Origin of the sequence: Pseudomonas sp. PDM09, assembly GCF_014852305.1 — a bacterium.
In the GTDB taxonomy this organism is placed as follows: domain Bacteria; phylum Pseudomonadota; class Gammaproteobacteria; order Pseudomonadales; family Pseudomonadaceae; genus Aquipseudomonas.
The window spans coordinates 322,084-342,163 of record NZ_JACVBI010000004.1 but is presented as its reverse complement, the minus strand read 5'-3'; the positions used below and the strand labels follow the sequence as shown (position 1 = coordinate 342,163).

At 60.5% G+C, this 20,080-nt stretch carries 18 protein-coding genes and 1 riboswitch; of the genes, 13 read left to right on the top strand and 5 right to left on the bottom strand.

From position 1 onward, the window contains the following. Positions 1-18 precede the first annotated feature (18 nt). Positions 19-840, top strand: coding sequence for an HDOD domain-containing protein (locus IB250_RS12900; protein ID WP_192344357.1), 822 nt, complete (start codon positions 19-21; stop codon positions 838-840). Between the two features lie 90 nt (positions 841-930). Here IB250_RS12900 and IB250_RS12895 read toward each other — a convergent pair whose 3' ends face one another. Then, the gene (locus IB250_RS12895) at positions 931-2,319 is read right to left on the bottom strand and encodes a sensor histidine kinase (protein ID WP_192344356.1); all 1,389 of its coding nucleotides are present in this window, start codon (positions 2,317-2,319) and stop codon (positions 931-933) included. Then, entirely contained in the window at positions 2,312-2,983 is a 672-nt protein-coding gene (locus IB250_RS12890) for a response regulator (protein WP_095630975.1), read from the bottom strand. The genes IB250_RS12895 and IB250_RS12890 overlap by 8 nt, the downstream gene beginning before the upstream one ends. A gap of 234 nt (positions 2,984-3,217) precedes the next feature. Between IB250_RS12890 and IB250_RS12885 the strand changes: the two genes are divergently transcribed. From IB250_RS12885 to IB250_RS12865, 5 genes are read left to right on the top strand one after another with little or no spacing between them, the layout of a single operon-like run. Further along, a complete protein-coding gene (locus IB250_RS12885) occupies positions 3,218-4,510 on the top strand; it encodes an OprD family porin (RefSeq protein WP_192344355.1) in 1,293 nt (430 codons plus the stop codon). A 39-nt stretch (positions 4,511-4,549) separates the two neighbouring features. Next, entirely contained in the window at positions 4,550-5,527 is a 978-nt protein-coding gene (locus IB250_RS12880; RefSeq protein WP_095051498.1) for a Bug family tripartite tricarboxylate transporter substrate binding protein, read from the top strand. A gap of 58 nt (positions 5,528-5,585) precedes the next feature. Further along, positions 5,586-6,044, top strand: a complete 459-nt coding sequence (locus IB250_RS12875) for a tripartite tricarboxylate transporter TctB family protein (RefSeq protein ID WP_123499096.1) — start codon at positions 5,586-5,588, stop codon at positions 6,042-6,044. A 1-nt stretch (position 6,045) separates the two neighbouring features. Further along, a complete protein-coding gene (locus tag IB250_RS12870; protein ID WP_192344354.1) occupies positions 6,046-7,560 on the top strand; it encodes a tripartite tricarboxylate transporter permease in 1,515 nt (504 codons plus the stop codon). Next, the gene (locus tag IB250_RS12865; protein ID WP_192344353.1) at positions 7,553-8,593 is read left to right on the top strand and encodes an AbrB family transcriptional regulator; all 1,041 of its coding nucleotides are present in this window, start codon (positions 7,553-7,555) and stop codon (positions 8,591-8,593) included. Before IB250_RS12870 ends, IB250_RS12865 begins: the two co-directional genes overlap by 8 nt. 115 nt (positions 8,594-8,708) lie before the next feature. Here IB250_RS12865 and ung read toward each other — a convergent pair whose 3' ends face one another. After that, positions 8,709-9,401, bottom strand: a complete 693-nt coding sequence (gene ung, locus IB250_RS12860) for a uracil-DNA glycosylase (protein WP_008074486.1) — start codon at positions 9,399-9,401, stop codon at positions 8,709-8,711. Positions 9,402-9,533: 132 nt separating this feature from the next. Here ung and IB250_RS12855 point away from each other — a divergent pair, with 132 nt between their 5' ends. Further along, positions 9,534-10,646 (top strand): enoyl-CoA hydratase/isomerase family protein, encoded by a 1,113-nt coding sequence (locus IB250_RS12855; RefSeq protein ID WP_192344352.1) that lies wholly within the window; start codon positions 9,534-9,536, stop codon positions 10,644-10,646. Between the two features lie 53 nt (positions 10,647-10,699). Here IB250_RS12855 and IB250_RS28695 read toward each other — a convergent pair whose 3' ends face one another. Both IB250_RS28695 and IB250_RS12845 read right to left on the bottom strand, forming a co-directional pair. Then, positions 10,700-11,152 (bottom strand): hypothetical protein, encoded by a 453-nt coding sequence (locus IB250_RS28695; RefSeq protein ID WP_225603452.1) that lies wholly within the window; start codon positions 11,150-11,152, stop codon positions 10,700-10,702. 212 nt (positions 11,153-11,364) lie between these two features. Further along, entirely contained in the window at positions 11,365-11,604 is a 240-nt protein-coding gene (locus IB250_RS12845; RefSeq protein ID WP_192344449.1) for a hypothetical protein, read from the bottom strand. Positions 11,605-11,887: 283 nt separating this feature from the next. Further along, positions 11,888-11,988, top strand: a riboswitch (guanidine-I (ykkC/yxkD leader). A gap of 62 nt (positions 11,989-12,050) precedes the next feature. Here IB250_RS12845 and IB250_RS12840 point away from each other — a divergent pair. From IB250_RS12840 to uca, 6 genes are all read left to right on the top strand, one after another. Beyond that, positions 12,051-13,118 carry a putative urea ABC transporter substrate-binding protein gene (locus IB250_RS12840; protein ID WP_192344350.1) on the top strand — a complete coding sequence of 356 codons (1,068 nt, stop codon included), beginning with the start codon at positions 12,051-12,053 and terminating at the stop codon, positions 13,116-13,118. 17 nt (positions 13,119-13,135) lie between these two features. Further along, complete coding sequence (locus IB250_RS12835; RefSeq protein WP_192344349.1) at positions 13,136-13,951, top strand: ABC transporter permease; 816 nt, start codon at positions 13,136-13,138, stop codon at positions 13,949-13,951. Beyond that, on the top strand, positions 13,948-14,736 hold the full coding sequence (locus IB250_RS12830; protein WP_192344348.1) for an ABC transporter ATP-binding protein: 789 nt from the start codon (positions 13,948-13,950) through the stop codon (positions 14,734-14,736). Before IB250_RS12835 ends, IB250_RS12830 begins: the two co-directional genes overlap by 4 nt. A gap of 12 nt (positions 14,737-14,748) precedes the next feature. Next, positions 14,749-15,474 carry an urea amidolyase associated protein UAAP1 gene (locus IB250_RS12825; protein WP_192344347.1) on the top strand — a complete coding sequence of 242 codons (726 nt, stop codon included), beginning with the start codon at positions 14,749-14,751 and terminating at the stop codon, positions 15,472-15,474. An 11-nt stretch (positions 15,475-15,485) separates the two neighbouring features. Beyond that, positions 15,486-16,127, top strand: a complete 642-nt coding sequence (locus IB250_RS12820) for an urea amidolyase associated protein UAAP2 (RefSeq protein ID WP_192344346.1) — start codon at positions 15,486-15,488, stop codon at positions 16,125-16,127. A gap of 306 nt (positions 16,128-16,433) precedes the next feature. Beyond that, a complete protein-coding gene (gene uca, locus IB250_RS12815) occupies positions 16,434-20,075 on the top strand; it encodes an urea carboxylase (protein ID WP_192344345.1) in 3,642 nt (1,213 codons plus the stop codon). Positions 20,076-20,080 lie beyond the last annotated feature (5 nt).

The following is a 20,080-nucleotide window of genomic DNA, read 5'->3' as shown; positions in this document are numbered from 1 at the left end:
ATACCCTAGAGAAAAGAAATGAGCGAGCTGGCGGATAAGGTCCAACAGGATTTGGTTGAGGCCATCGATAACGATGACCTGGTTCTGCCAACGTTACCGGAAGTGGCCCTGCAGATTCGCAAGGCAGCCGAAGACCCGGAAATCAGTGTCAGCACATTGAGCAAAGTGATTGGCCGCGATACCGCGCTGTCGGCGCGCCTGATCAAAGTGGTCAATAGCCCGTTGCTGCGCGCAACCCAGGAAGTGACTGATCTGCACACGGCCATCACCCGGCTGGGCGTCAATTACAGCAGCAACCTGGCCATCGGCCTGGTGATGGAACAGATCTTCAATGCCCGTTCCGAAGTGGTGGAACAGAAAATGCGCGAAGTCTGGCGCAAGAGCCTGGAGATCGCCGGCGTCAGCTATGCGCTGTGCCGCAATTACACACAGCTCAAGCCTGATCAAGCCGCGCTCGGCGGGCTCGTGCATCAGATTGGTGTACTGCCGATCCTGACCTACGCCGAAGATCACTATGAATTGCTGTCTGACCCGGTCAGCCTCAACCATGTGATCGACCGGATTCACCCGCTGCTCGGCGATAAATTGCTCAGGGTCTGGGAGTTTCCGGAAATGCTGGTGCAATTGCCGGGGCTGTATCTAGATTTCAAACGGCAATCGGAGCGGGTCGACTATGTCGATCTGGTGCAAGTGGCCAGCCTGTATTGCCACAAGGACACCGATCATCCACTGGCCCGTATCGATCCCTTCAGCGTGCCAGCCTTCAAGAAGCTGGGGATCGACCCGGAGAACGAGGCGATGTGCAGGGATCTGGAAGAGTCGCGTTCGATGTTTTACTAAGAGCTTCGCGGAAAGCCTCGCTCCTACAAAAGCATCGTATATATTTTGTAGGAGCGAGGCTTGCCCGCGAAGAGGCCATAAAAAACACCATCACTCTCCAGCAATAAAACTCACCCGCACCTTCAACCCCGCCTGCTCGCCATCGTGCAGGCTGATCTGCGCCAGGTGGGCGCGGCAGATCTCGCCGACAATGGCCAACCCCAACCCCGATCCAGCCACCTGTTCGTTACGCCGATAAAAACGCTCGAACACCCGATCCCGCTCTTCAAGGGGAATTCCCGGGCCATCGTCCTCAACCTCCAGCACCGCCGGTGCCATGACCCGCAAGATCACATTGCCGCCCGGTGGCGTGTGGGCCAGTGCGTTGTCCACCAGGTTGCTCAACAATTCATTCAACAGCGTCGGCTCGCCGCGCAGCCACACCGGTTCGTCGGCTTCCAGCGCCAGCGCCACGCCACGCGCATGGGCCAGCGGCGCCATGGCCATGCCCAGCTCACGGGCCAACTGACTGAGATCGAGTAACTGCGCACCGCCCTCGGCGATTGCCCGGGCGCCATTCTCGACTCGTGCCAGCGAGAGCAATTGATTGGCCAGATGGGTCAGGCGATCCGTGCCCTGAGCGACGGTTTCCAAGGTGCTGCGCCAGGTTTCGGGTTCATTCGACCGCATACCCAGTTCGAGCCGAGCCTTGAGCGCCGCCAACGGGGTACGCAATTCATGGGCGGCATCGGCAATGAACTGCGCCTGGCGCTCGAACTGTCCGCGCAAACGCTCGGTAAAGTGATTGAGCGCACGCACCAGCGGCCCCAACTCGTGCTGCACTTCCACCAACGGCAAAGGCCGCAAGTCATCAGGCTGACGCTCTTCCACCGCCGTGCGCAAGCGCTCCAGCGGACGCAGCGCCGCACTGACCGCAAACCACACCATCAGCAATGCACCGATCGCCAGCATGCCCAACCGCAACAAGGTGTCGGCCATCAGGCTGCGAGCCATGCGGACCCGCGCCTCATCGGTTTCCGCCACGCGAATTTCCGCCATGCCGTTCATGTTCGGCTCGCTGACCGCTTTGAGCAGGCTGACCACCCGCACGTTCTGCCCCTGATAAGTGGCGTTATAGAAACGCGCCAGCGCCGGATAATCATCGGTGCGCGGCGTTCCCGGTGGCGGTGGCGGCAGGTTTTCGTAGCCCGAGATCAGCTTCTGATTGATGTCATTGACCAGATAAAAAATCCGCCCGGCGCTGTCGTAGGCGAACGTATCGAGGGCCACGTAAGGCACGTTGGCGCTGAGACTGCCATCGCGCTGGGACAGGCCGGCGGCGATGGTCCGCGCCGAGGCCAGCAGGGTCCGGTCATAAGCGGTGTCGGCGGCTTCGCGACCGTTCCAGTACGCGCTCAAACCACTGGCGAGCATCAACACCACCAACAGCAGCGCGAGGTTCCACAGCAACCGCCAACGCAGGCTGCTGAGCCTATGCATCGCGGCTTTCCAGCAGATAGCCAAGGCCGCGGAAGGTCACGATGGCCACCGGTTGGCCGTCGAGTTTCTTGCGCAAGCGGTGGACATAGATTTCGATGGCATCGGGACTGGCCTCCTCGTCCAGACCGAACACCTGGGCGGCCAGTTGCTCCTTGCTCATCACCCGACCGGGACGGGCGATCAGGGCCTCGAGCACCGCCTGTTCGCGGGAGGTCAGGGTCAGCAATTCTTCGCCAAGGGTGAAGCGCCGGGTGTCCAGGTCATAGGCCAGCACACCACAACGCTGCTGGCGTTCACCGCCGAGCACACTGCGGCGCAGCAAGGCTTTGACCCGGGCTTCGAGCTCTGTCAGTTCGAAGGGTTTGGCCAGGTAATCGTCGGCCCCAAGGTTCAGGCCATGGACCCGATCCTTGACATCGCTGCGGGCGGTCAGCATCAGCACCGGCAGGTTCTTGCCCCGGGCCCGCAAGCGCGCCAACACTTCGAAGCCATCCATGCGCGGCAGGCCGACATCGAGGATCGCCACCGCGTATTCCTCGCTGCTCAAGGCCAGGTCGGCCGCCACACCGTCGTGCAACACATCCACGGTCAACCCGGTGCTCTTGAGCGCCTGAGCGACACTGTCGGCAAGCTGCAGATGGTCTTCAACGAGCAGAACACGCATGGATCTTTACCTCATTCAGGGATGGTCGACGCCATTCTTTGGCGCGGAGTTTACAGCCGCATCCGTCGCTGTGAAGCCCGAAAACCGGGAAAGTCAGCTGAAAGGTTAGCGAAAGGTTGGCCGGTTAGAGTCCAGCCACGGACAGTTTCGACTGCCGTTGCTAGTGCCCATAGCAGTACGAGAAACGCCTCGAAGCGTTTTCGCCAATAAGAACAATAAACGGAGTACGTCACCATGCTGTCCATGCAGCTTCAGGCTCGCCCGCCTGCTCGTTTTTCCCGCCTCAGCCACACCGCCCTTGCCAGTGCCGCCGCCCTCGCCGGCTTTTCGCCGTTGAGCCAGGCTGCCTTCTTCGAAGACAGTACGGCAACCTTCGAAACCCGCAACATGTATTTCAACCGCGACTTTCGCGACGGCACCAGCGCCCAGCAATCCAAGCGGGACGAATGGGCTCAGGGGTTCATGCTCAATCTGCAATCGGGTTACACCGACGGCACCGTGGGGTTCGGTGTCGATGCGCTGGGCATGCTGGGGGTAAAACTCGATTCAAGTCCGGATCGCACTGGAACCGGTCTCTTACCGACCCATGACGACGGTCGCGCGGCTGACGAGTATTCCAAGCTCGGCCTGACCGGCAAAATGAAAATCTCCGCCACGGAACTGAAAGTCGGCAGCCTGATTCCGGAACTGCCTATCCTCAAACCCAACGACGGGCGCATTCTGCCGCAGACCTTTGAAGGCGGCCTGTTGACCTCCAAAGAGATCAAGAACCTGACCTTCACCGGCGGCCGCCTGGAGAAAGCCAAGGACCGCGACAGCACCGACTTCGAGGACATTGCCCTCAACAACAAGAACAGTCGTTTCGCCGGTACCGTGGCTGGCAAGCACTTTGATTTTGGCGGCGTGGATTACAAGTTCACCGACAAGATCACCGGCAGCTACCACTTCGCCCAACTCGATGAAGTCTACAACCAGCACTTCCTCGGCGTTGTCGCATCGCAACCGTTCGGCCCCGGTACTTTCGGCACCGATCTGCGATTGGCCATCAGTGACGACGAGGGCGCGGCCCGGGGCGGCAAGATCGACAACCAATCCCTGAACGGTCTGGTGAGCTATGCCTTGAGCGGGCATAAATTCAGCGCCGGTTATCAGCACATGTCCGGTGACAGTGCCTTCCCCTACGTCGATGGCAGCGATCCGTACCTGGTCAACTTCGTGCAGATCAATGATTTTGCCGGCGCCGAAGAACGTTCCTGGCAGGCACGTTACGACTATGACTTCGCCAAACTCGGCATTCCCGGCCTGAGCTTCATGAGCCGTTACCTGAGCGGCGACAACATCAAGCTCAAGAACGGTGACGAAGGCAAAGAGTGGGAGCGCAACACCGAGATCAAATACGTCGTACAAAGCGGCGCCTTGAAAGATGTCGCCGTACGCCTGCGCAATGCCACCTACCGTTCCAATTACTCCGCTCGCGATGCCGATGAAGTGCGTCTGCTGGTGAGCTATAGCGTTGCCCTTTGGTAAACATCACGTCCAATAACAATAATGCCCGTGGAGACTCAAATGAACTTATCACTGCGTAAAGTTGCTCTCGCCGCCAGCTGTGTGCTGTTTGCCAGCCAATTGATGGCCGAACCGAAACGCCCGGAATGCATCGCCCCGGCGTCGCCAGGCGGCGGTTTCGACCTGACCTGCAAACTGGCGCAAAGCGCGCTGGTGAATGAAAAACTGTTGACCAAACCGATGCGCGTGACCTACATGCCCGGCGGTGTCGGCGCGGTGGCATACAACGCGGTGGTCGCTCAGCGTCCGGCCGATGCCGGCACGCTGGTGGCGTGGTCCAGCGGTTCGCTGCTGAACCTGGCACAAGGCAAGTTCGGTCGTTTCGATGAAACCAACGTTCGTTGGCTGGCAGCTGTTGGCACAAGCTATGGCGCCATCGCGGTGAAAAGCGATTCGCCTTACAAGACCCTGGACGATCTGGTTCAGGCGCTGAAGAAAGATCCGAGCAAAGTGGTGATCGGTTCCGGCGGCACCGTCGGCAGCCAGGACTGGATGCAGACTGCATTGATCGCCAAAGCGGCCGGGATCAACCCGCGCGACCTGCGTTACGTCGCCCTCGAAGGCGGCGGTGAAATCGCCACCGCCCTGCTCGGTGGCCACATCCAGGTCGGCAGTACCGACATCTCCGACTCCATGCCACACATTCAGAGTGGCGACATGCGCCTGCTGGCGGTGTTCTCCGAGAAGCGTCTGGACGAGCCGGAAATGAAAGACATTCCGACCGCTAAAGAGCAAGGCTACGACATCGTCTGGCCGGTGGTTCGCGGCTTCTACCTCGGGCCAAAAGTCAGCGACGAAGACTATGCCTGGTGGAAAGACGCCTTCGACAAACTGCTGGCCTCCGAGGACTTCGCCAAGCTGCGCGATCAGCGTGAACTGTTCCCGTTCGCCATGACCGGCCCGGAGCTGGACACCTACGTGAAGAAGCAGGTCGCGGACTACAAAGTGCTGGCCAAAGAGTTCGGCCTGATCCAGTGATCGCCTCTGTCTAGCGGCCACGACCCCGGTTCTCGGGGTCGTGACCCAGGAGTTCCTCATGCTCATACAACGCATTTTCGCTTCGGTGCTGTTGCTGGCCTGTATCGGCCTGGCCCTGATGGCGTGGCCGTATCAAGCGGCTTTTTCCTACGAACCGGTCGGGCCTCGGGCCTTCCCTCTGTTGATGCTCGGCCTGATGGGCCTGGCTTTGCTGTACATGGTGTTTCGACCGGCGCCGATCGTGCACAGCGACGATGACCCGAAACTGGACCGCGAAACCCTGATCAAAATCGGCATTTGCGTGCTGCTGTTGCTGGTGTTCGCCGGGACCTTCGAACCCCTTGGTTTTATCGTCGCCAGCATTCTGATCGGTGTCCCGATGGCACGCCTGTATGGCGGCCGCTGGCTGCCCAGTGCGGTGATCATCAGCCTGATGGCCATCGGTCTTTATCTGCTGTTCGACAAGTTGATGGACGTGCCACTGCCGCTGGGCGTGCTCGACGTTCTGGAGAACTGATATGGATACTCTAGGCTATTTGGGTCAGGGCTTCGGCGTCGCGCTGACCCCATACAATCTCGTGACCGCGCTGTGCGGCACCCTGATCGGTACCGTCGTCGGTCTGTTGCCAGGGCTGGGCCCGATCAACGGCGTGGCGCTGCTGATTCCGATCGCATTCGCCCTCGGCCTGCCACCGGAGTCGGCGTTGATCCTGTTGGCGGCGGTATACCTGGGTTGCGAGTATGGCGGCCGGATCAGCTCGATCCTGCTGAACATTCCGGGCGAAGCCTCCACCGTGATGACCACCCTCGACGGTTATCCGATGGCCCGCAAAGGCCTGGCCGGTGTAGCGCTGTCGCTGTCGGCGTGGAGCTCGTTCATCGGTGCATTCATTGCGACGTGCGGCATGGTGCTGTTCGCCCCGCTGCTGGCGAAATGGGCGATTGCCTTCGGACCGGCGGAGTATTTCGTGCTGATGGTGTTTGCGATTGTCTGTCTCGGCGGCATGGCCGGCGACCGACCGCTCAAGACCTTCATTGCGGCACTGATCGGTCTGTTTCTGTCGAGCGTCGGGATCGATGCCAACAGCGGCGTATACCGTTTCACCGGGGATAACATTCACCTGACGGACGGCATTCAGTTCGTCGTGCTGGTATTGGGCCTGTTCTCCATCAGCGAAATCCTCCTGCTGCTGGAAAAAACCCACCGCGGCCAGGAAGCGGTGAAAGCCACCGGGCGCATGATGTTCAACTTCAAGGAAGCCTCGGCGGTGTTCGTGGTGAACATCCGTTGCGGTTTGCTGGGCTTCATCATGGGTGTGTTGCCGGGTGCCGGTGCGACATTGGCCAGCGCTGTGGCCTACATGACCGAGAAACGTATTGCCGGCGCCAAGGGCACGTTCGGACAAGGCGATATGCGCGGTCTCGCGGCTCCGGAAACCGCCATCGGCGGCGCCGCCTGCGGTGCACTGGTGCCGATGCTGACCCTCGGCGTTCCGGGTTCGGGCACCACGGCGGTGATGATCGGCGCGCTGTCGCTGTACAACATCACCCCTGGCCCGCTGTTGTTCCAGCAGCAACCGGACATCGTCTGGGGGCTGATCGCGTCGTTGTTCGTCGCCAACGTGATGCTGGTGATCCTCAACATTCCGATGATCCGCATCTTTACCCGCATCCTCGCCGTGCCAAACTGGGCGCTGGTGCCGGTGATCGCGATCATCACCGGGATCGGTGTCTACGCGGTGCATGCCACCACGTTCGACCTGTTCCTGATGATCGGCATCGGCATCTTCGGCTACATCCTGCGCAAGCTGGACTTCCCGTTGTCGCCGGTACTGCTGGGTTTCATTCTTGGAGGTCTGATGGAGCAAAACCTGCGTCGTGCCCTGTCGATTTCCAACGGTGCGCTGGAAATCCTCTGGTCGAGCCCGATCACATTCGGTTGCTGGGTGTTGACTGCAATCATGTTGCTGATGCCGCTGCTGCGTATCTGGCGCAAACGTTCGGTCGCCCGGCGCGCTATCGCCGATGTCTGACCGCACCCCGTTCAAAAGCTGGTGGGGAACACCGCTGGTCGGTCTGCTGGGCGGTTACCTCGCCAGCCAGATCGGCTGGCCGCTGCCGTGGATGGTCGGCTCGTTGCTGGCGATCATCCTGGTGCGCTGCCTGACTCCCTGGCAATTGGCGGAAATCCCGGGCGGGCGCAAGTGCGGCCAGTGGATCGTCGGCATCGGCATCGGCCTGCACTTCACCCCGGTGGTGATGGAGCAGGTGTTGAGCCACTTTGGTCTGATCTTCTTCGGTGCGTTGGTCACCAGCCTGTCCGCGGTGGTCGGGGTCTGGTTGATGCGGCGTACCGGAGAAGACCGCGCCACCGCATTCTTTTCCAGCATGCCCGGCGGCTCCGGGGAGATGGTCAACCTTGGCGCCCGCAACGGCGCGGTGCTCAGCCGGGTTGCGGCGGGGCAGAGTTTGCGGGTGTTGGTGGTGGTGCTGTGTGTGCCGGCGGCCTTCAAGTATCTGTTGGGCGACGGTGCGCCGATCTTGCATCCAACGACCGTCAATTGGTGGTGGCTGGCCATTCTGTTTCCGGCGGGCGCCCTTGCCGCCTGGATCTGGGAGCGGCTGCGACAACCCAATCCCTGGCTGTTCGGACCGTTGCTGGTGACTGCGACGGTGAGCATTGCCTGGGACCTGCACATCGGTCTGCCCAATGGCGGCAGTCAGATTGGCCAGTGGCTGATTGGCAGCGGGTTGGGGTGTCACTTCAATCGGCAGTTCTTCCGGCGGGCGCCGTCGTTCATGGGCCGAACCCTGCTCGGCACGGTGTTGACCATGTTGATCGCCACTTTGGCGGCATTGGGTTTGAGTGCGGTGACCCATCTGGATCTGCGCTCACTGACCTTGGGCATGATGCCCGGCGGGATTGCCGAGATGAGTTTGACGGCAGAAACCCTGCAATTGTCGGTACCGTTGGTGACGGCGATGCAGGTGATGCGGTTGTTGTTTGTATTGTTTCTGGCGGAGCCGTTGTTTCGGTATTGGAACCGGGAGCCGGATTGTCCCTGATAGACCGAGTCGCCTTCTTCGCGGGCAAGCCTCGCTCCTACAGGATTTCGGCTAGTCGCGGGTTTGCGTCCGGCACAAAATCTGTAGGAGCGAGGCTTGCCCGCGAAGGCAATCTTCAGACCGACGGCAATCGCCACTCGATCGGCGTCTCGCCATTCTGTTCCAGAAACTTGTTCGCCCGGCTGAAGTGCCCGCAGCCGAGGAAACCGCGATAGGCGGACAACGGCGAGGGGTGGACCGAGGTCAGCACCAGGTGTTTGGTGGCGTCGATGAGTTTCTGCTTGCTCTGGGCATGCGCCCCCCACAGCAGGAATACCAAATGTGGTTGATGTTCGCTGACCACTTCAATAATCCGGTCGGTAAAATATTGCCAGCCCTTGCCCGCATGGGCGTTGGCATTCGCGCGTTCCACGGTCATGGTGGTGTTGAGCATCAACACGCCCTGCTCTGCCCAACTCTGCAGGTAGCCGTGATTGGGAATGTCGATGTTCAGGTCGCGCTTCAACTCTTTATAGATGTTCACCAGCGATGGCGGCGCCGGTACGCCCGGTTGCACCGAGAAGCACAACCCATGGGCCTGACCCGGGCCGTGATAAGGGTCCTGACCGAGGATGACCACTTTGACCTTGTCCAGCGGCGTGGAATTGAGCGCGTTGAAGATCATTGGTCCGGGAGGATAGATCTCTTTGCCCGCCGCGCGCTCCTGTTGCAGGAATGTGCGCAACTCTGCCATGTAAGGCTGGTCGAATTCGGCACGCAGTGCCTCCTTCCAGCTCGGTTCGAGTTTGATACGGTCGTCAGCAGTCATGGTTACATCCGGCAAAAACAATGGGGCGAACCCTAGGAAAGCCCATCACGCTTGTCAATTGATCTGACGCAGATCCGGCACTTTCCTATAGAGCGATCATACTAAACGCTCAATTTACCGATCGAGGTCACGATGAATCTGCACTTCGAAGAACTCACCGGCACCGACGGCGCACGCATCGGCATCGCCAGCCTGGATGCCGAAAAGTCCCTCAACGCCCTCTCCTTGCCGATGATCAACGCCCTGCGCGATCAACTGGACGCCTGGGCCAAGGAGCCACAGATCGTTTGCGTGCTGCTGCGCGGCAATGGCACTAAAGCTTTTTGCGCCGGCGGGGAAGTACGCAGCCTGGTGGAGGCATGTCGCGCCCTTCCCGGCGAAGTGCCGCCCTTGGCTGCACACTTCTTTGCGGCAGAATATCGCCTCGACTTCAACCTGCACACCTACCCGAAACCGCTGATCTGTTGGGGGCATGGTTACGTGCTGGGCGGTGGCATGGGGCTGCTGCAAGGGGCGAGCATTCGGATCGTCACGCCAAGCAGCCGGCTGGCGATGCCGGAGATCGGCATCGGCTTGTACCCGGACGTCGGCGCCAGTTGGTTTCTGGCGCGGTTGCCCGGCAAGCTCGGATTGTTTCTCGGCCTGACCGGCGCCCAGATAAACGGTCGCGATGCGATCGATCTGGACCTCGCTGACCGCTTCCTGCGCGATGATCAACAGCATGAGTTGATCGAGGGTTTGCTGCAATTGAATTGGCAGGAACAGACAGCCATGCAGCTCAACAGCCTGCTCAAGGCCTTGCAGCAGGAAGCGATCACGCAGCTGCCCGAGGCGCAGTGGCTGCCTCGACGCGAGCTGATCGACGAACTGCTGGATGTCAGCGACGTTCGTTGCGCCTGGAAAGCCATCAGTACGCTGCGCGATCATTCCGACCCGCTGCTCGGTCGTGCCGCCAAAACCATGGCTGAAGGCTCGCCCCTGACCGCTCATCTGGTGTGGGAACAGATCGTTCGCGCCCGGCATCTTTCGTTGGCTCAAGTCTTTCAGATGGAATACACCATGAGCCTCAATTGCTGCCGTCATCCGGAGTTCAGCGAAGGTGTGCGGGCGCGGTTGATCGACAAGGACCAGAAACCTCATTGGCACTGGCCGGACATCAATACTGTGCCGGAGGCGGCGGTGGAGGCGCATTTCCATAAGGTCTGGGAAGGACGGCATCCTCTGGCGGATTTATCGGAATACTGAAAATTCAGGCACAAAAAAAGCGGCGCTTCATGCGCCGCTTTTTTATTGAGTGTTTACCAGCGATTGCCACGGCCATCCCGATCGCCATCACGGTGATCGCCCCTACCGCCACGATGATCCGACCTGCTGTGGCCTCGATAGTCATCACCCCGACCGCTGCGGTGACGGCCATCCCAGCCCCTACGGTCATGACGGTCCCATCCACGATTCTGATAGCCGCGGTAGTCGTAATAGCGCGGTGCCGATTGATAAACCCGCGGCTGGTGGTAATAACGCGGCGTTGGTTGGTAATACCGTGCAGGCGGTGAGTAATACCTGCTCGGGGCGGAATAGTAACGGCTATCGGAGTAGTAAGACCCGCCACCGGAGTAATACGGCGCTGGGGACGTGTAAACCTCGGAACGGTAGTAGCTGTCTCCTCCGTCGGAATAGGGTACGCACGCACCAAGAAACAATCCCAATAGAGCAATCAGCAGAATTTGGTGGAGCTTTTTTTGACAGAGCATGGCGGCCTCCTGGACCGCGAGTGAGCCATACCAGCGACGCTGGCAGGCGACAGTCAATTGTTCACAACTGTCGAAAGATCAGACAGTGAATTCGGAATCTGGTGCGTTCCTGTAACACGTTGAAACAAGTAGCCGATGAAAGGTTCTTCATCTTTCACACAAGAAAACGGCGCGTCCGGGTAGCCGGACGCGCCGTTGCATTCATGAGCTGATCAACGGTGCCCGCGATAGTGCCCGCCGTGATGGTAATGACGGGGACCACTGAAATAATAGTAACGATAGCCGCCGTAAAAACGCGGGCCGCCGTAGTAGTAAGGTGAGTAGTAATAGCCGGGATAGTAATAGGGTGTCGGATAAATATCACCGCCACCTGCATAGTAGTAACAGCCGGACAGGCCCAAACCAAAAAACACGCTGAGCAACATTTGGCGGAGCTTTTTTTGACAGAACATGGAGGCCTCCTGAAAGACCTGCAACAGCAGTCGACTCACACCTGTTTTGACTTTCAAACCTGCACCGAGTGCCAAACGGTATCGGCCTTCAGATCAGCGGCCAGCCCGTCCATCTACGGTGCACGGTTGCGCGCCAACGCACCATGACAAGGCAAGGCGCACGCCCCCTTTATCCGCCCTCTTCCCTGCATGCCCCAACCCAGAGGGCTCAAGCCGACTTGGCACGGCTCTCGCTTAACCAAAGGCGTGCAGGAGTCATCACAGGTTCGCGGCACCACAATTTGCAATGGCTGACTAGGGTTCCGGCTCGCTTAGGCGAGTGGCTGGTCCGAGAGTTGGCGACCTCCAGTTGAGGTTACACGGCGGGACAAAAGCCCGGGAGACAAGCCACCGTTCGCGGTGCCGCTGCCTTCCTGTCCGCCCTTGATCAACTGGAGAACCATCCCATGTCCCGACTTCGTTTACCCACCCTGCTTGCCGCTGCTTTTGCAGCCCTCGTGAGCGTCTCGTCCCAAGCCGCACAGAAAGACCATTTCAGCGTCTGCTGGACTATTTATGCCGGCTGGATGCCCTGGGAATATGCCGGCAGCCAAGGCATCGTCGACAAATGGGCGAAAAAGTACGGCATCAAAATCGATGTGGTGCAGCTCAACGATTACGTCGAATCCATCAACCAATACACCGCCGGCCAGTTTGACGGCTGCACCATGACCAACATGGATGCGCTGACCATTCCGGCGGCCGGTGGCGTCGACAGCACAGCGCTGATCGTCAGCGACTTCTCCAATGGCAACGACGGTATCGTGCTCAAAGGCGAAGGCAAGAAAGTCGCCGACCTCAAGGGTATGGACGTCAATCTGGTTGAGCTCTCTGTCTCCCATTACCTGTTGGCCCGTGCTCTGGATTCGGTGGACCTCACCGAGAAAGACCTGAAAGTGGTCAACACTTCCGACGCCGACATTTCGGCCGCCTTCAACACCGATCAGGTCAACGCCGTCACCACCTGGAACCCGATGCTTTCGGACATCAAGGCCAAGCCTGGCGTGACTGAAGTCTTCAACTCCAGCCAGGTCCCCGGCGAAATCATGGACATGATGGTGGTCAACAGCGCCACCCTCAAAGACAACCCTGCGCTGGGCAAAGCGCTGACCGGCGCCTGGTTCGAAGTGGTGGAATTGATGAACGCCAAAAACGCCGCCAGCAAAGCTGCCCTCGAACACATGGCCAAAGCCTCGGGCACCGACCTGGCCGGTTTCCAGGCGCAACTCGACACCACCAAGCTGTTCGCCACCCCCCAGGAAGCCTTGGCGTTTTCCACCAGCAAGCAATTGCCCGACACCATGCGCAAGGTCGCCGAGTTCTCCTTTCAGCACGGCTTGCTGGGTGAAGGCGCCAAGGACACCAGTGCCATCGGCATGGCCTTCGCCAATGGCGTGACCAGCGGCGACAAGGCCAACCTCAAGCTGCGCTTCGACCCGAGCTATGTGCAGATGGCTGCCGACTCCAAGTTGTAATAACGGAGGACTAGGCCATGCGCCTGATCAATCGCCACCCGGATCGCCCGAGTCGCCTGCTGTTGGTGATCCTGCCGTTCGCCCTGGTGTTGTTCGCCTACTTCATGGGCTCGGCCGATCGGCTGATGGACAACCCCAACGACAAACTGCTGCCCAGTGCCGTGCAGATGAGCGACGCGGTGAAACGCCTGGCCTTCACCGCCGACACCCGCACCGGTGAATACCTGCTCTGGCAAGACAGCGCCGCCAGCCTGCGACGGCTGGTCATCGGCCTCGGCATCAGTGCATTGGCCGGGCTGTGCCTGGGCATCGCCGCCGGGACCCTGCCGCTGTTTGGCGCACCGTTGTCGCCGGTACTCACGGTGCTGTCGATGGTGCCGCCACTGGCGATCCTGCCGATTCTGTTCATCGTGTTCGGGCTGGGGGAGTTGTCGAAAGTGATGCTGATCGTGATCGGTATCACCCCGTGCCTGGCCCGGGACCTGGAACAGCGCGCCCGGGAAATTCCCGTCGAGTTGCTGATCAAGGCGCAGACGCTTGGCGCTTCGACCTGGACCTTGATGCTGCGCGTGGTGCTGCCGCAATTGTTACCGCGCCTGTTGATCTCGCTGCGACTGATGCTGGGTTCGGCGTGGTTGTTCCTGATCGCTGCCGAAGCCATCGCCTCCACCGATGGTCTCGGCTACCGGATTTTCCTGGTGCGCCGCTACCTGGCGATGGACGTGATCCTGCCGTATGTCGTCTGGATCACCCTGCTTGCCTGGCTGATGGACTGGGGCCTGAAACGCCTGACCCAGCGTGCTTTTCCTTGGTATGAGGGGGCCCGCGCATGAGCTTCATCACCGTGAAAAACGTCTGGCAGCAATACGCCGATCAGGTAGTGCTCGAAGGTCTGAACCTGAACGTCAACGAGGGTGAGTTCTGCACCTTGGTCGGTGCGTCAGGTTGCGGTAAGTCGACTTTCCTGCGGCTATTGCTGGGCCAGGAACGGGCCAGTCGCGGCGAAATTCTGCTCGACGGCCAGGCCCTGGCCAGCGAACCGGATGCCAGCCGCGGCGTGGTATTCCAGCGCTACTCGGTGTTCCCGCACTTGAGCGTGCTGGACAACGTCGCCATTGGCCTCGAACTGCCGCGCTCGCCCCTGCTGGGGCGGTTGTTCGGCAGCGCCAAACGCGAGGCGCGGGAACAGGCTTCGGTGCTGCTGCACAAAGTCGGCCTCGGTCACTCGCTGGACAAATATCCGGCGCAGCTCTCCGGCGGTATGCAGCAACGGCTGGCAATCGCCCAGGCGCTGATCATGAAGCCGCGCGTGCTGTTGCTCGACGAACCCTTCGGCGCGCTCGATCCGGGCATCCGCAAGGACATGCACGGCTTGCTGCTGGAACTGTGGCGCGAGACCCAGCTGACAGTGTTCATGGTCACCCATGACCTGTCCGAAGGTTTCAGCCTCGGCACCCGTTTGCTGGTGTTCGACAAGGTCCGCATCGATCCGCACTCCCCCGGCGCCTATGGTGCACGCATCACCTACGACATCCCTTTGAACAGCGACCGCCGCGCCAATCGCGCCGCCGTCGACGCCCTGCCGGCTCCGTTGGCAGGTTCGCTTCGCATCGCTTAGAGGAATCTACACATGACTGATTCGACCCAGCTGTTCCCGCCCTTCGCCGAAGAAATGCTCCCTGGCGGCGGCCATCGTTCCTTCGTTCTGAAACGCGGCCAATTGCTGCGCCTGACCGACCTGCGCGGCGGTGCCAATGTCAGCCTGACGCTACTCAACGCCAACGAAAAAACCGAACGCCTGAACTTGCCCGACAGCCTCAAATGCCAACACACCGCCAAGCTCACCACTGGCCATTGCCTGTACTCGGACATGGGCCGCGTATTGGCGGCAATCACTGCCGACACCTGCGGCTGGAGCGACAGCCTCGGCGGCGTGCTGTGCGCTGAAGAGGTCGCGCAAAAGTACGGCGCGGGCCGCTATCAGGAACTGCGCAATGGCTTCTTCCGCAACGGCACCGACAACCTGTTGGTGGAACTGGGCAAATGGGGGTTGGGCCTGTCCGACCTGCTGATGACCCTCAACCTGTTCAGCCGCGTGAACGTCGATGGGGCCGGGCATTTCCACTTCGTCGAAGGCCATTCCAAGGCCGGTGACTACATCGAGTTGTACGCGCCGATGGACACCCTGGTGGTGCTCACCGCGCTGCAACATCCGATGGATCCGGCGCCTGAGTACGCACCCAAACCGCTGAAGCTCAGCTGGATGAACGCCGATGCAAGTGTCGCCGAACACTGCCGCACCTCGCGCCCGGAAAACGAGCGCGGCTTCATCAACACAGACCGTCTGTTCGCCTGAGGATCGCTGCCATGTCACTTGCTATCGCCACCGCTCAACAGCTGCCTGAAACCGCGATCTACCGTGCCACCATCCCCGCCGGCGAACCCTGGGTGATGGAGGTCAAGGCCGGCCAGACCTTGCGCATCCTCGACCTGGAAGGCAATCAGGCCGTCGACACGTTGTTCTACAGCCTCGCCAATCCCAAGGAGCGCTATGACGTACAGCGCACGTTGCGTCGGCAGAACAGCGTCTACCTGAGCACCGGCAGCGTGCTCTATTCCAACCTCGGCAAACCGATGTTGACCATCGTCGCCGACACTTGCGGGCGTCACGACACCCTCGGCGGTGCCTGCGCCCAAGAGAGCAACACCGTGCGTTATGCGTTGGAGAAACGCTACATGCACAGCTGCCGCGACAACTACCTGCGCGCCTGTGCCCACGATGGTCGGCTGGGCAAGGGAGACATCGGGCCGAACATCAACTTCTTCATGAACGTGCCGGTGACGGCCGACGGTGGCCTGACGTTCGAAGACGGGATTTCGGCGCCGGGCAAATACGTCGACCTGCGGGCCGAGATGGACGTGATCGTGCTGATCTCCAACTGCCCGCAACTGAACAACCCATGCAACGCCTACAACCCGACGCCTGCGGAGTTATTGGTATGGAACTGAAATTTTCGCGATTGCGGCGGTGGTTGTTTGTCTTGTGTCAGGCCCGTTCAGGCCAGTGCCTCAAATAGAAGAACACCCTCAACCCAATGTGGGAGCGAGCCTGCTCGCGATGGCGTCAGCACATTCACCATTGATGTCGACTGATACACCGCTATCGCGAGCAAGCTCGCTCCCACAGGGGGTCAGCGGTGGTTTCAAATTTAGTAACTCTGCCGCCGAGGACGACCTCGGCGCCTATCGAAAAACTGCGGGACGGCCCGCATCCCAGGTCGAGGCTGATGCTTTATCGCCTCCGGGGGTTATGCCATGTTCGAAAAAGTCCTCATTGCCAACCGCGGCGCCATTGCCTGTCGCATCTTGCGTACCTTGGGTGAATTGCAGGTCAAGGGCGTTGCCATTTACTCCGAAGCCGATGTTGCCAGCCTGCATATCCTGCAAGCCGATGAAGCCCATAGCCTGGGCGAAGGAGCGGCGGCTGGCACTTATCTGGCGGTCGACAAAATCCTCGCCATCGCCAAATCCAGCGGCGCCACGGCGATTCATCCCGGTTACGGTTTTCTCTCGGAAAACGCCGCATTCGCCCAAGCCTGCGAAGCCGCCGACATCGCCTTCATCGGCCCCACACCGGAGCAATTGCGGGTGTTCGGCCTCAAGCACACCGCCCGCGCACTGGCCAAGCAACACGGCGTGCCAATGCTCGACGGCACCGAGCTGCTCGATAGCCTCGATGCAGCGTTGATAGCGGGCGAACAGGTCGGCTACCCGGTGATGCTCAAAAGCACCGCCGGCGGGGGCGGCATCGGTATGCGCGTGTGCCGCAGCGCTGCTGAATTGAGCGAATCATTCGAAGCCGTCAAACGCCTTGGTCAGAACAATTTCAGCGACGCCGGCGTGTTCATCGAGAAGTACATCCAGCGCGCCCGGCACCTGGAGGTGCAGGTGTTCGGCGACGGCCAGGGCGAGGTGCTTACCCTCGGCGTGCGCGACTGCTCGGTGCAGCGACGCAACCAGAAAGTCCTGGAAGAAACCCCGGCGCCGAACCTGCCCGAGGGTATGGCCGAGGAACTCTGTGCAGCGGCCATCAAACTGGCCAAAGCGGTGAATTACCGCAGCGCGGGCACTGTGGAGTTCGTCTTCGACAGCGATGCCCAGCGCTTCTACTTTCTTGAAGTGAACACCCGATTGCAGGTGGAGCACGGCGTCACCGAACAAGTGTGGGGCGTGGATCTGGTGCGCTGGATGGTGGAACTGGCGGCCGGTGATTTGCCGCCGCTGCGCGAGTTGAGTCAGGGGTTGAAAGCCGACGGTCATGCGATTCAGGCACGACTCTATGCCGAAGATCCTGGCCGGGATTTCCAGCCGAGTCCCGGTCTGCTCACTGCCGTCGATTTCCCGGTTACCGATGGCAAACACCTGCGCATCGACACGTGGGTCGAGGCCGGTTGCGAGATCCCGCCGTACTTCGATCCGATGATCGCCAAGGTCATCAGCTGGGCACCGACTCGCGAAGCAGCACGCGCCGATCTGCATCAGGCTCTGGGCGACAGCCTGCTGTACGGGGTGGAAACCAACCGCGATTACTTGCGGCAGATTCTGCTCGATACACCCTTTGCCAGCGGCCAGCCGTGGACCCGTTGCCTGGAAGATCTGGTCTATCAAGCCAACACCTTTGAAGTGCTCAGCGCCGGTACGCAGACCAGCGTTCAGGACTATCCGGGACGCCTCGGTTACTGGGCGGTGGGCGTGCCGCCATCGGGGCCGATGGACAGCCGGGCACTGCGTGTGGGCAATCGCTTGCTGGGTAATGATGAAGGTGCAGCAGCGCTGGAAATCACCATGAGCGGGCCGCTGCTGCGTTTCAATTGTGAGGCGGTGGTGGCCGTTACGGGTGCGGTGATTGCGTTGATGCTGAACGGTGAAGTGGTGCCGATGAATACCGCACTGTTGATTCCCGCCGGTGCCACTTTGAGCTTCGGCACCATTGGCGGTGCAGGCGCGCGCAGCTATCTGTGCCTGCGCGGCGGCGTGCAAGTGCCGGATTATCTGGGTAGCAAAAGTACCTTCACCCTCGGCCAGTTTGGTGGCCATGCCGGTCGTGCATTGCGTGCTGGGGACGTATTGCATATTCCGGCCTTGAGCGACCACAGCGCCGGGCAAAACCTGGCGATCCAGCACGTTACCGAGTTGCCTGCCGTGCGGCAGATTCGGGTGATTTACGGCCCGCACGGCGCCCCGGAATATTTCACCGAAAACTACATCGGCACCTTCTTCGCCACGCAGTGGGAAGTGCACTTCAATTCCAGCCGCACCGGTGTGCGGCTGATCGGGCCGAAGCCTGAGTGGGTGCGGGCCGACGGTGGTGAAGCAGGATTACATCCGTCGAATATTCATGACAATCCGTACGCCATTGGCGCGGTGGATTTCACGGGGGACATGCCAGTGATTCTGGGGCCGGATGGCCCGAGCTTGGGCGGCTTTGTCTGCCCGGTGACGGTGATCGAGGCGGACCTTTGGCAGCTGGGGCAGCTCAAGGCTGGGGACAAGGTGCAGTTTTTGCCGGTCGATCTCAGGACCGCCCGCAACCTCGCCCTGAAATGGGATCAATGTGGGAGTGGGCTTGCTCACGAAGAAGTTGATGTGGTGCCTGATCTGGCCCCTTCGCGAGCAAGCCCGCTCCCACAGGGGATTGTGTCGCCTGTGGTGTTGGATTTGGGTCAGGGGAATACGCAGCTGGTTGCACGTCTGTCGGGCGACACTCATTTGTTATTGGAAATCGGTGCCCCCGAACTGGACCTGGTCCTGCGCTTTCGCGCCCACGCGCTGATGCAGGCGCTGGAAAGCAAAAACCTGCACGGCGTGATCGACCTGACGCCGGGCATTCGCTCACTGCAGGTGCATTACCAACCGGAGCAATTGCCGCTGGCCGATCTGCTGGGCATTGTCGCCGGTGAATGGGACGCGGTGTGTGCCGCCAAGGACCTGCAGGTGCCCTCGCGCATCGTCCATCTGCCACTGTCCTGGGATGACCCGGCCTGCCAGTTGGCGATCGAGAAATACATGACCACCGTGCGTAAAGACGCGCCCTGGTGCCCGAGCAATCTGGAGTTCATCCGCCGCATCAACGACCTGCCGAACCTCGACGAAGTGCAACGCACAGTGTTCGACGCCAGCTATCTGGTGATGGGCCTGGGCGATGTCTACCTCGGCGCACCGGTCGCCACCCCGCTCGATCCTCGGCATCGTCTGGTGACGACCAAGTACAACCCGGCCCGCACCTGGACCGCGGAAAATTCGGTAGGCATCGGCGGCGCCTACATGTGCGTGTACGGCATGGAAGGCCCGGGTGGTTATCAGTTCGTCGGCCGTACGCTGCAGATGTGGAATCGCTATCGCGAAGTCTCCGCGTTCGATGGCAAGCCGTGGCTGCTGCGCTTCTTCGACCAGATCCGGTTCTACCCTGTGAGCGCCGATGAACTGTTGCGCATTCGTCGGGATTTCCCGCTTGGGCGATTTGATCTGAACATCGAACACAGTCAGCTGAATCTGGCGGATTACCAGGCGTTTTTGGCGAAAGAAGCCCAGAGCATCGCGGCATTTCGGGATCAGCAAAAAAGCGCGTTCAACGCCGAGCGCGAACGCTGGATCACCAGCGGCCAGGCGCATTTCGACAGCGAAGAGTTGGCCCATGAAGTGACCGATGATGCACCGTTAGCCGACGGTCAACAGAGCGTCGATAGCCACATCGCCGGCAACCTCTGGCAGGTTCAGGTGCAGGCTGGCAGCCGGGTCGTGGCGGGGGATGTGCTGGTGATTCTGGAGTCGATGAAGATGGAAATCCCGCTGCTCGCGCCCATGGCGGGCGTGGTACGGGAGATTCGCGTGCAACCGGGTTCGGCGGTGCGCGCCGGGCAGCGTGTGGTGGTGCTGGAACTCGACTCAAGCCATTGAAAAAG

Excerpts from the sequence above, each read along its gene's own strand:
- ung (WP_008074486.1), bottom strand. The coding sequence starts at position 9,401 with ATGACTGCTGACGACCGTATCAAACTCGAACCGAGCTGGAAGGAGGCA.
- IB250_RS12830 (WP_192344348.1), top strand. The coding sequence starts at position 13,948 with ATGAGCTTCATCACCGTGAAAAACGTCTGGCAGCAATACGCCGATCAG.
- IB250_RS12835 (WP_192344349.1), top strand. The coding sequence starts at position 13,136 with ATGCGCCTGATCAATCGCCACCCGGATCGCCCGAGTCGCCTGCTGTTG.
- IB250_RS12875 (WP_123499096.1), top strand. The coding sequence starts at position 5,586 with ATGCTCATACAACGCATTTTCGCTTCGGTGCTGTTGCTGGCCTGTATC.
- IB250_RS12885 (WP_192344355.1), top strand. The coding sequence starts at position 3,218 with ATGCTGTCCATGCAGCTTCAGGCTCGCCCGCCTGCTCGTTTTTCCCGC.
- IB250_RS12865 (WP_192344353.1), top strand. The coding sequence starts at position 7,553 with ATGTCTGACCGCACCCCGTTCAAAAGCTGGTGGGGAACACCGCTGGTC.
- IB250_RS12900 (WP_192344357.1), top strand. The coding sequence starts at position 19 with ATGAGCGAGCTGGCGGATAAGGTCCAACAGGATTTGGTTGAGGCCATC.
- IB250_RS12825 (WP_192344347.1), top strand. The coding sequence starts at position 14,749 with ATGACTGATTCGACCCAGCTGTTCCCGCCCTTCGCCGAAGAAATGCTC.
- IB250_RS28695 (WP_225603452.1), bottom strand. The coding sequence starts at position 11,152 with ATGCTCTGTCAAAAAAAGCTCCACCAAATTCTGCTGATTGCTCTATTG.
- IB250_RS12895 (WP_192344356.1), bottom strand. The coding sequence starts at position 2,319 with ATGCATAGGCTCAGCAGCCTGCGTTGGCGGTTGCTGTGGAACCTCGCG.
- IB250_RS12870 (WP_192344354.1), top strand. The coding sequence starts at position 6,046 with ATGGATACTCTAGGCTATTTGGGTCAGGGCTTCGGCGTCGCGCTGACC.
- IB250_RS12820 (WP_192344346.1), top strand. The coding sequence starts at position 15,486 with ATGTCACTTGCTATCGCCACCGCTCAACAGCTGCCTGAAACCGCGATC.
- IB250_RS12840 (WP_192344350.1), top strand. The coding sequence starts at position 12,051 with ATGTCCCGACTTCGTTTACCCACCCTGCTTGCCGCTGCTTTTGCAGCC.
- uca (WP_192344345.1), top strand. The coding sequence starts at position 16,434 with ATGTTCGAAAAAGTCCTCATTGCCAACCGCGGCGCCATTGCCTGTCGC.
- IB250_RS12845 (WP_192344449.1), bottom strand. The coding sequence starts at position 11,604 with ATGTTCTGTCAAAAAAAGCTCCGCCAAATGTTGCTCAGCGTGTTTTTT.
- IB250_RS12880 (WP_095051498.1), top strand. The coding sequence starts at position 4,550 with ATGAACTTATCACTGCGTAAAGTTGCTCTCGCCGCCAGCTGTGTGCTG.
- IB250_RS12890 (WP_095630975.1), bottom strand. The coding sequence starts at position 2,983 with ATGCGTGTTCTGCTCGTTGAAGACCATCTGCAGCTTGCCGACAGTGTC.
- IB250_RS12855 (WP_192344352.1), top strand. The coding sequence starts at position 9,534 with ATGAATCTGCACTTCGAAGAACTCACCGGCACCGACGGCGCACGCATC.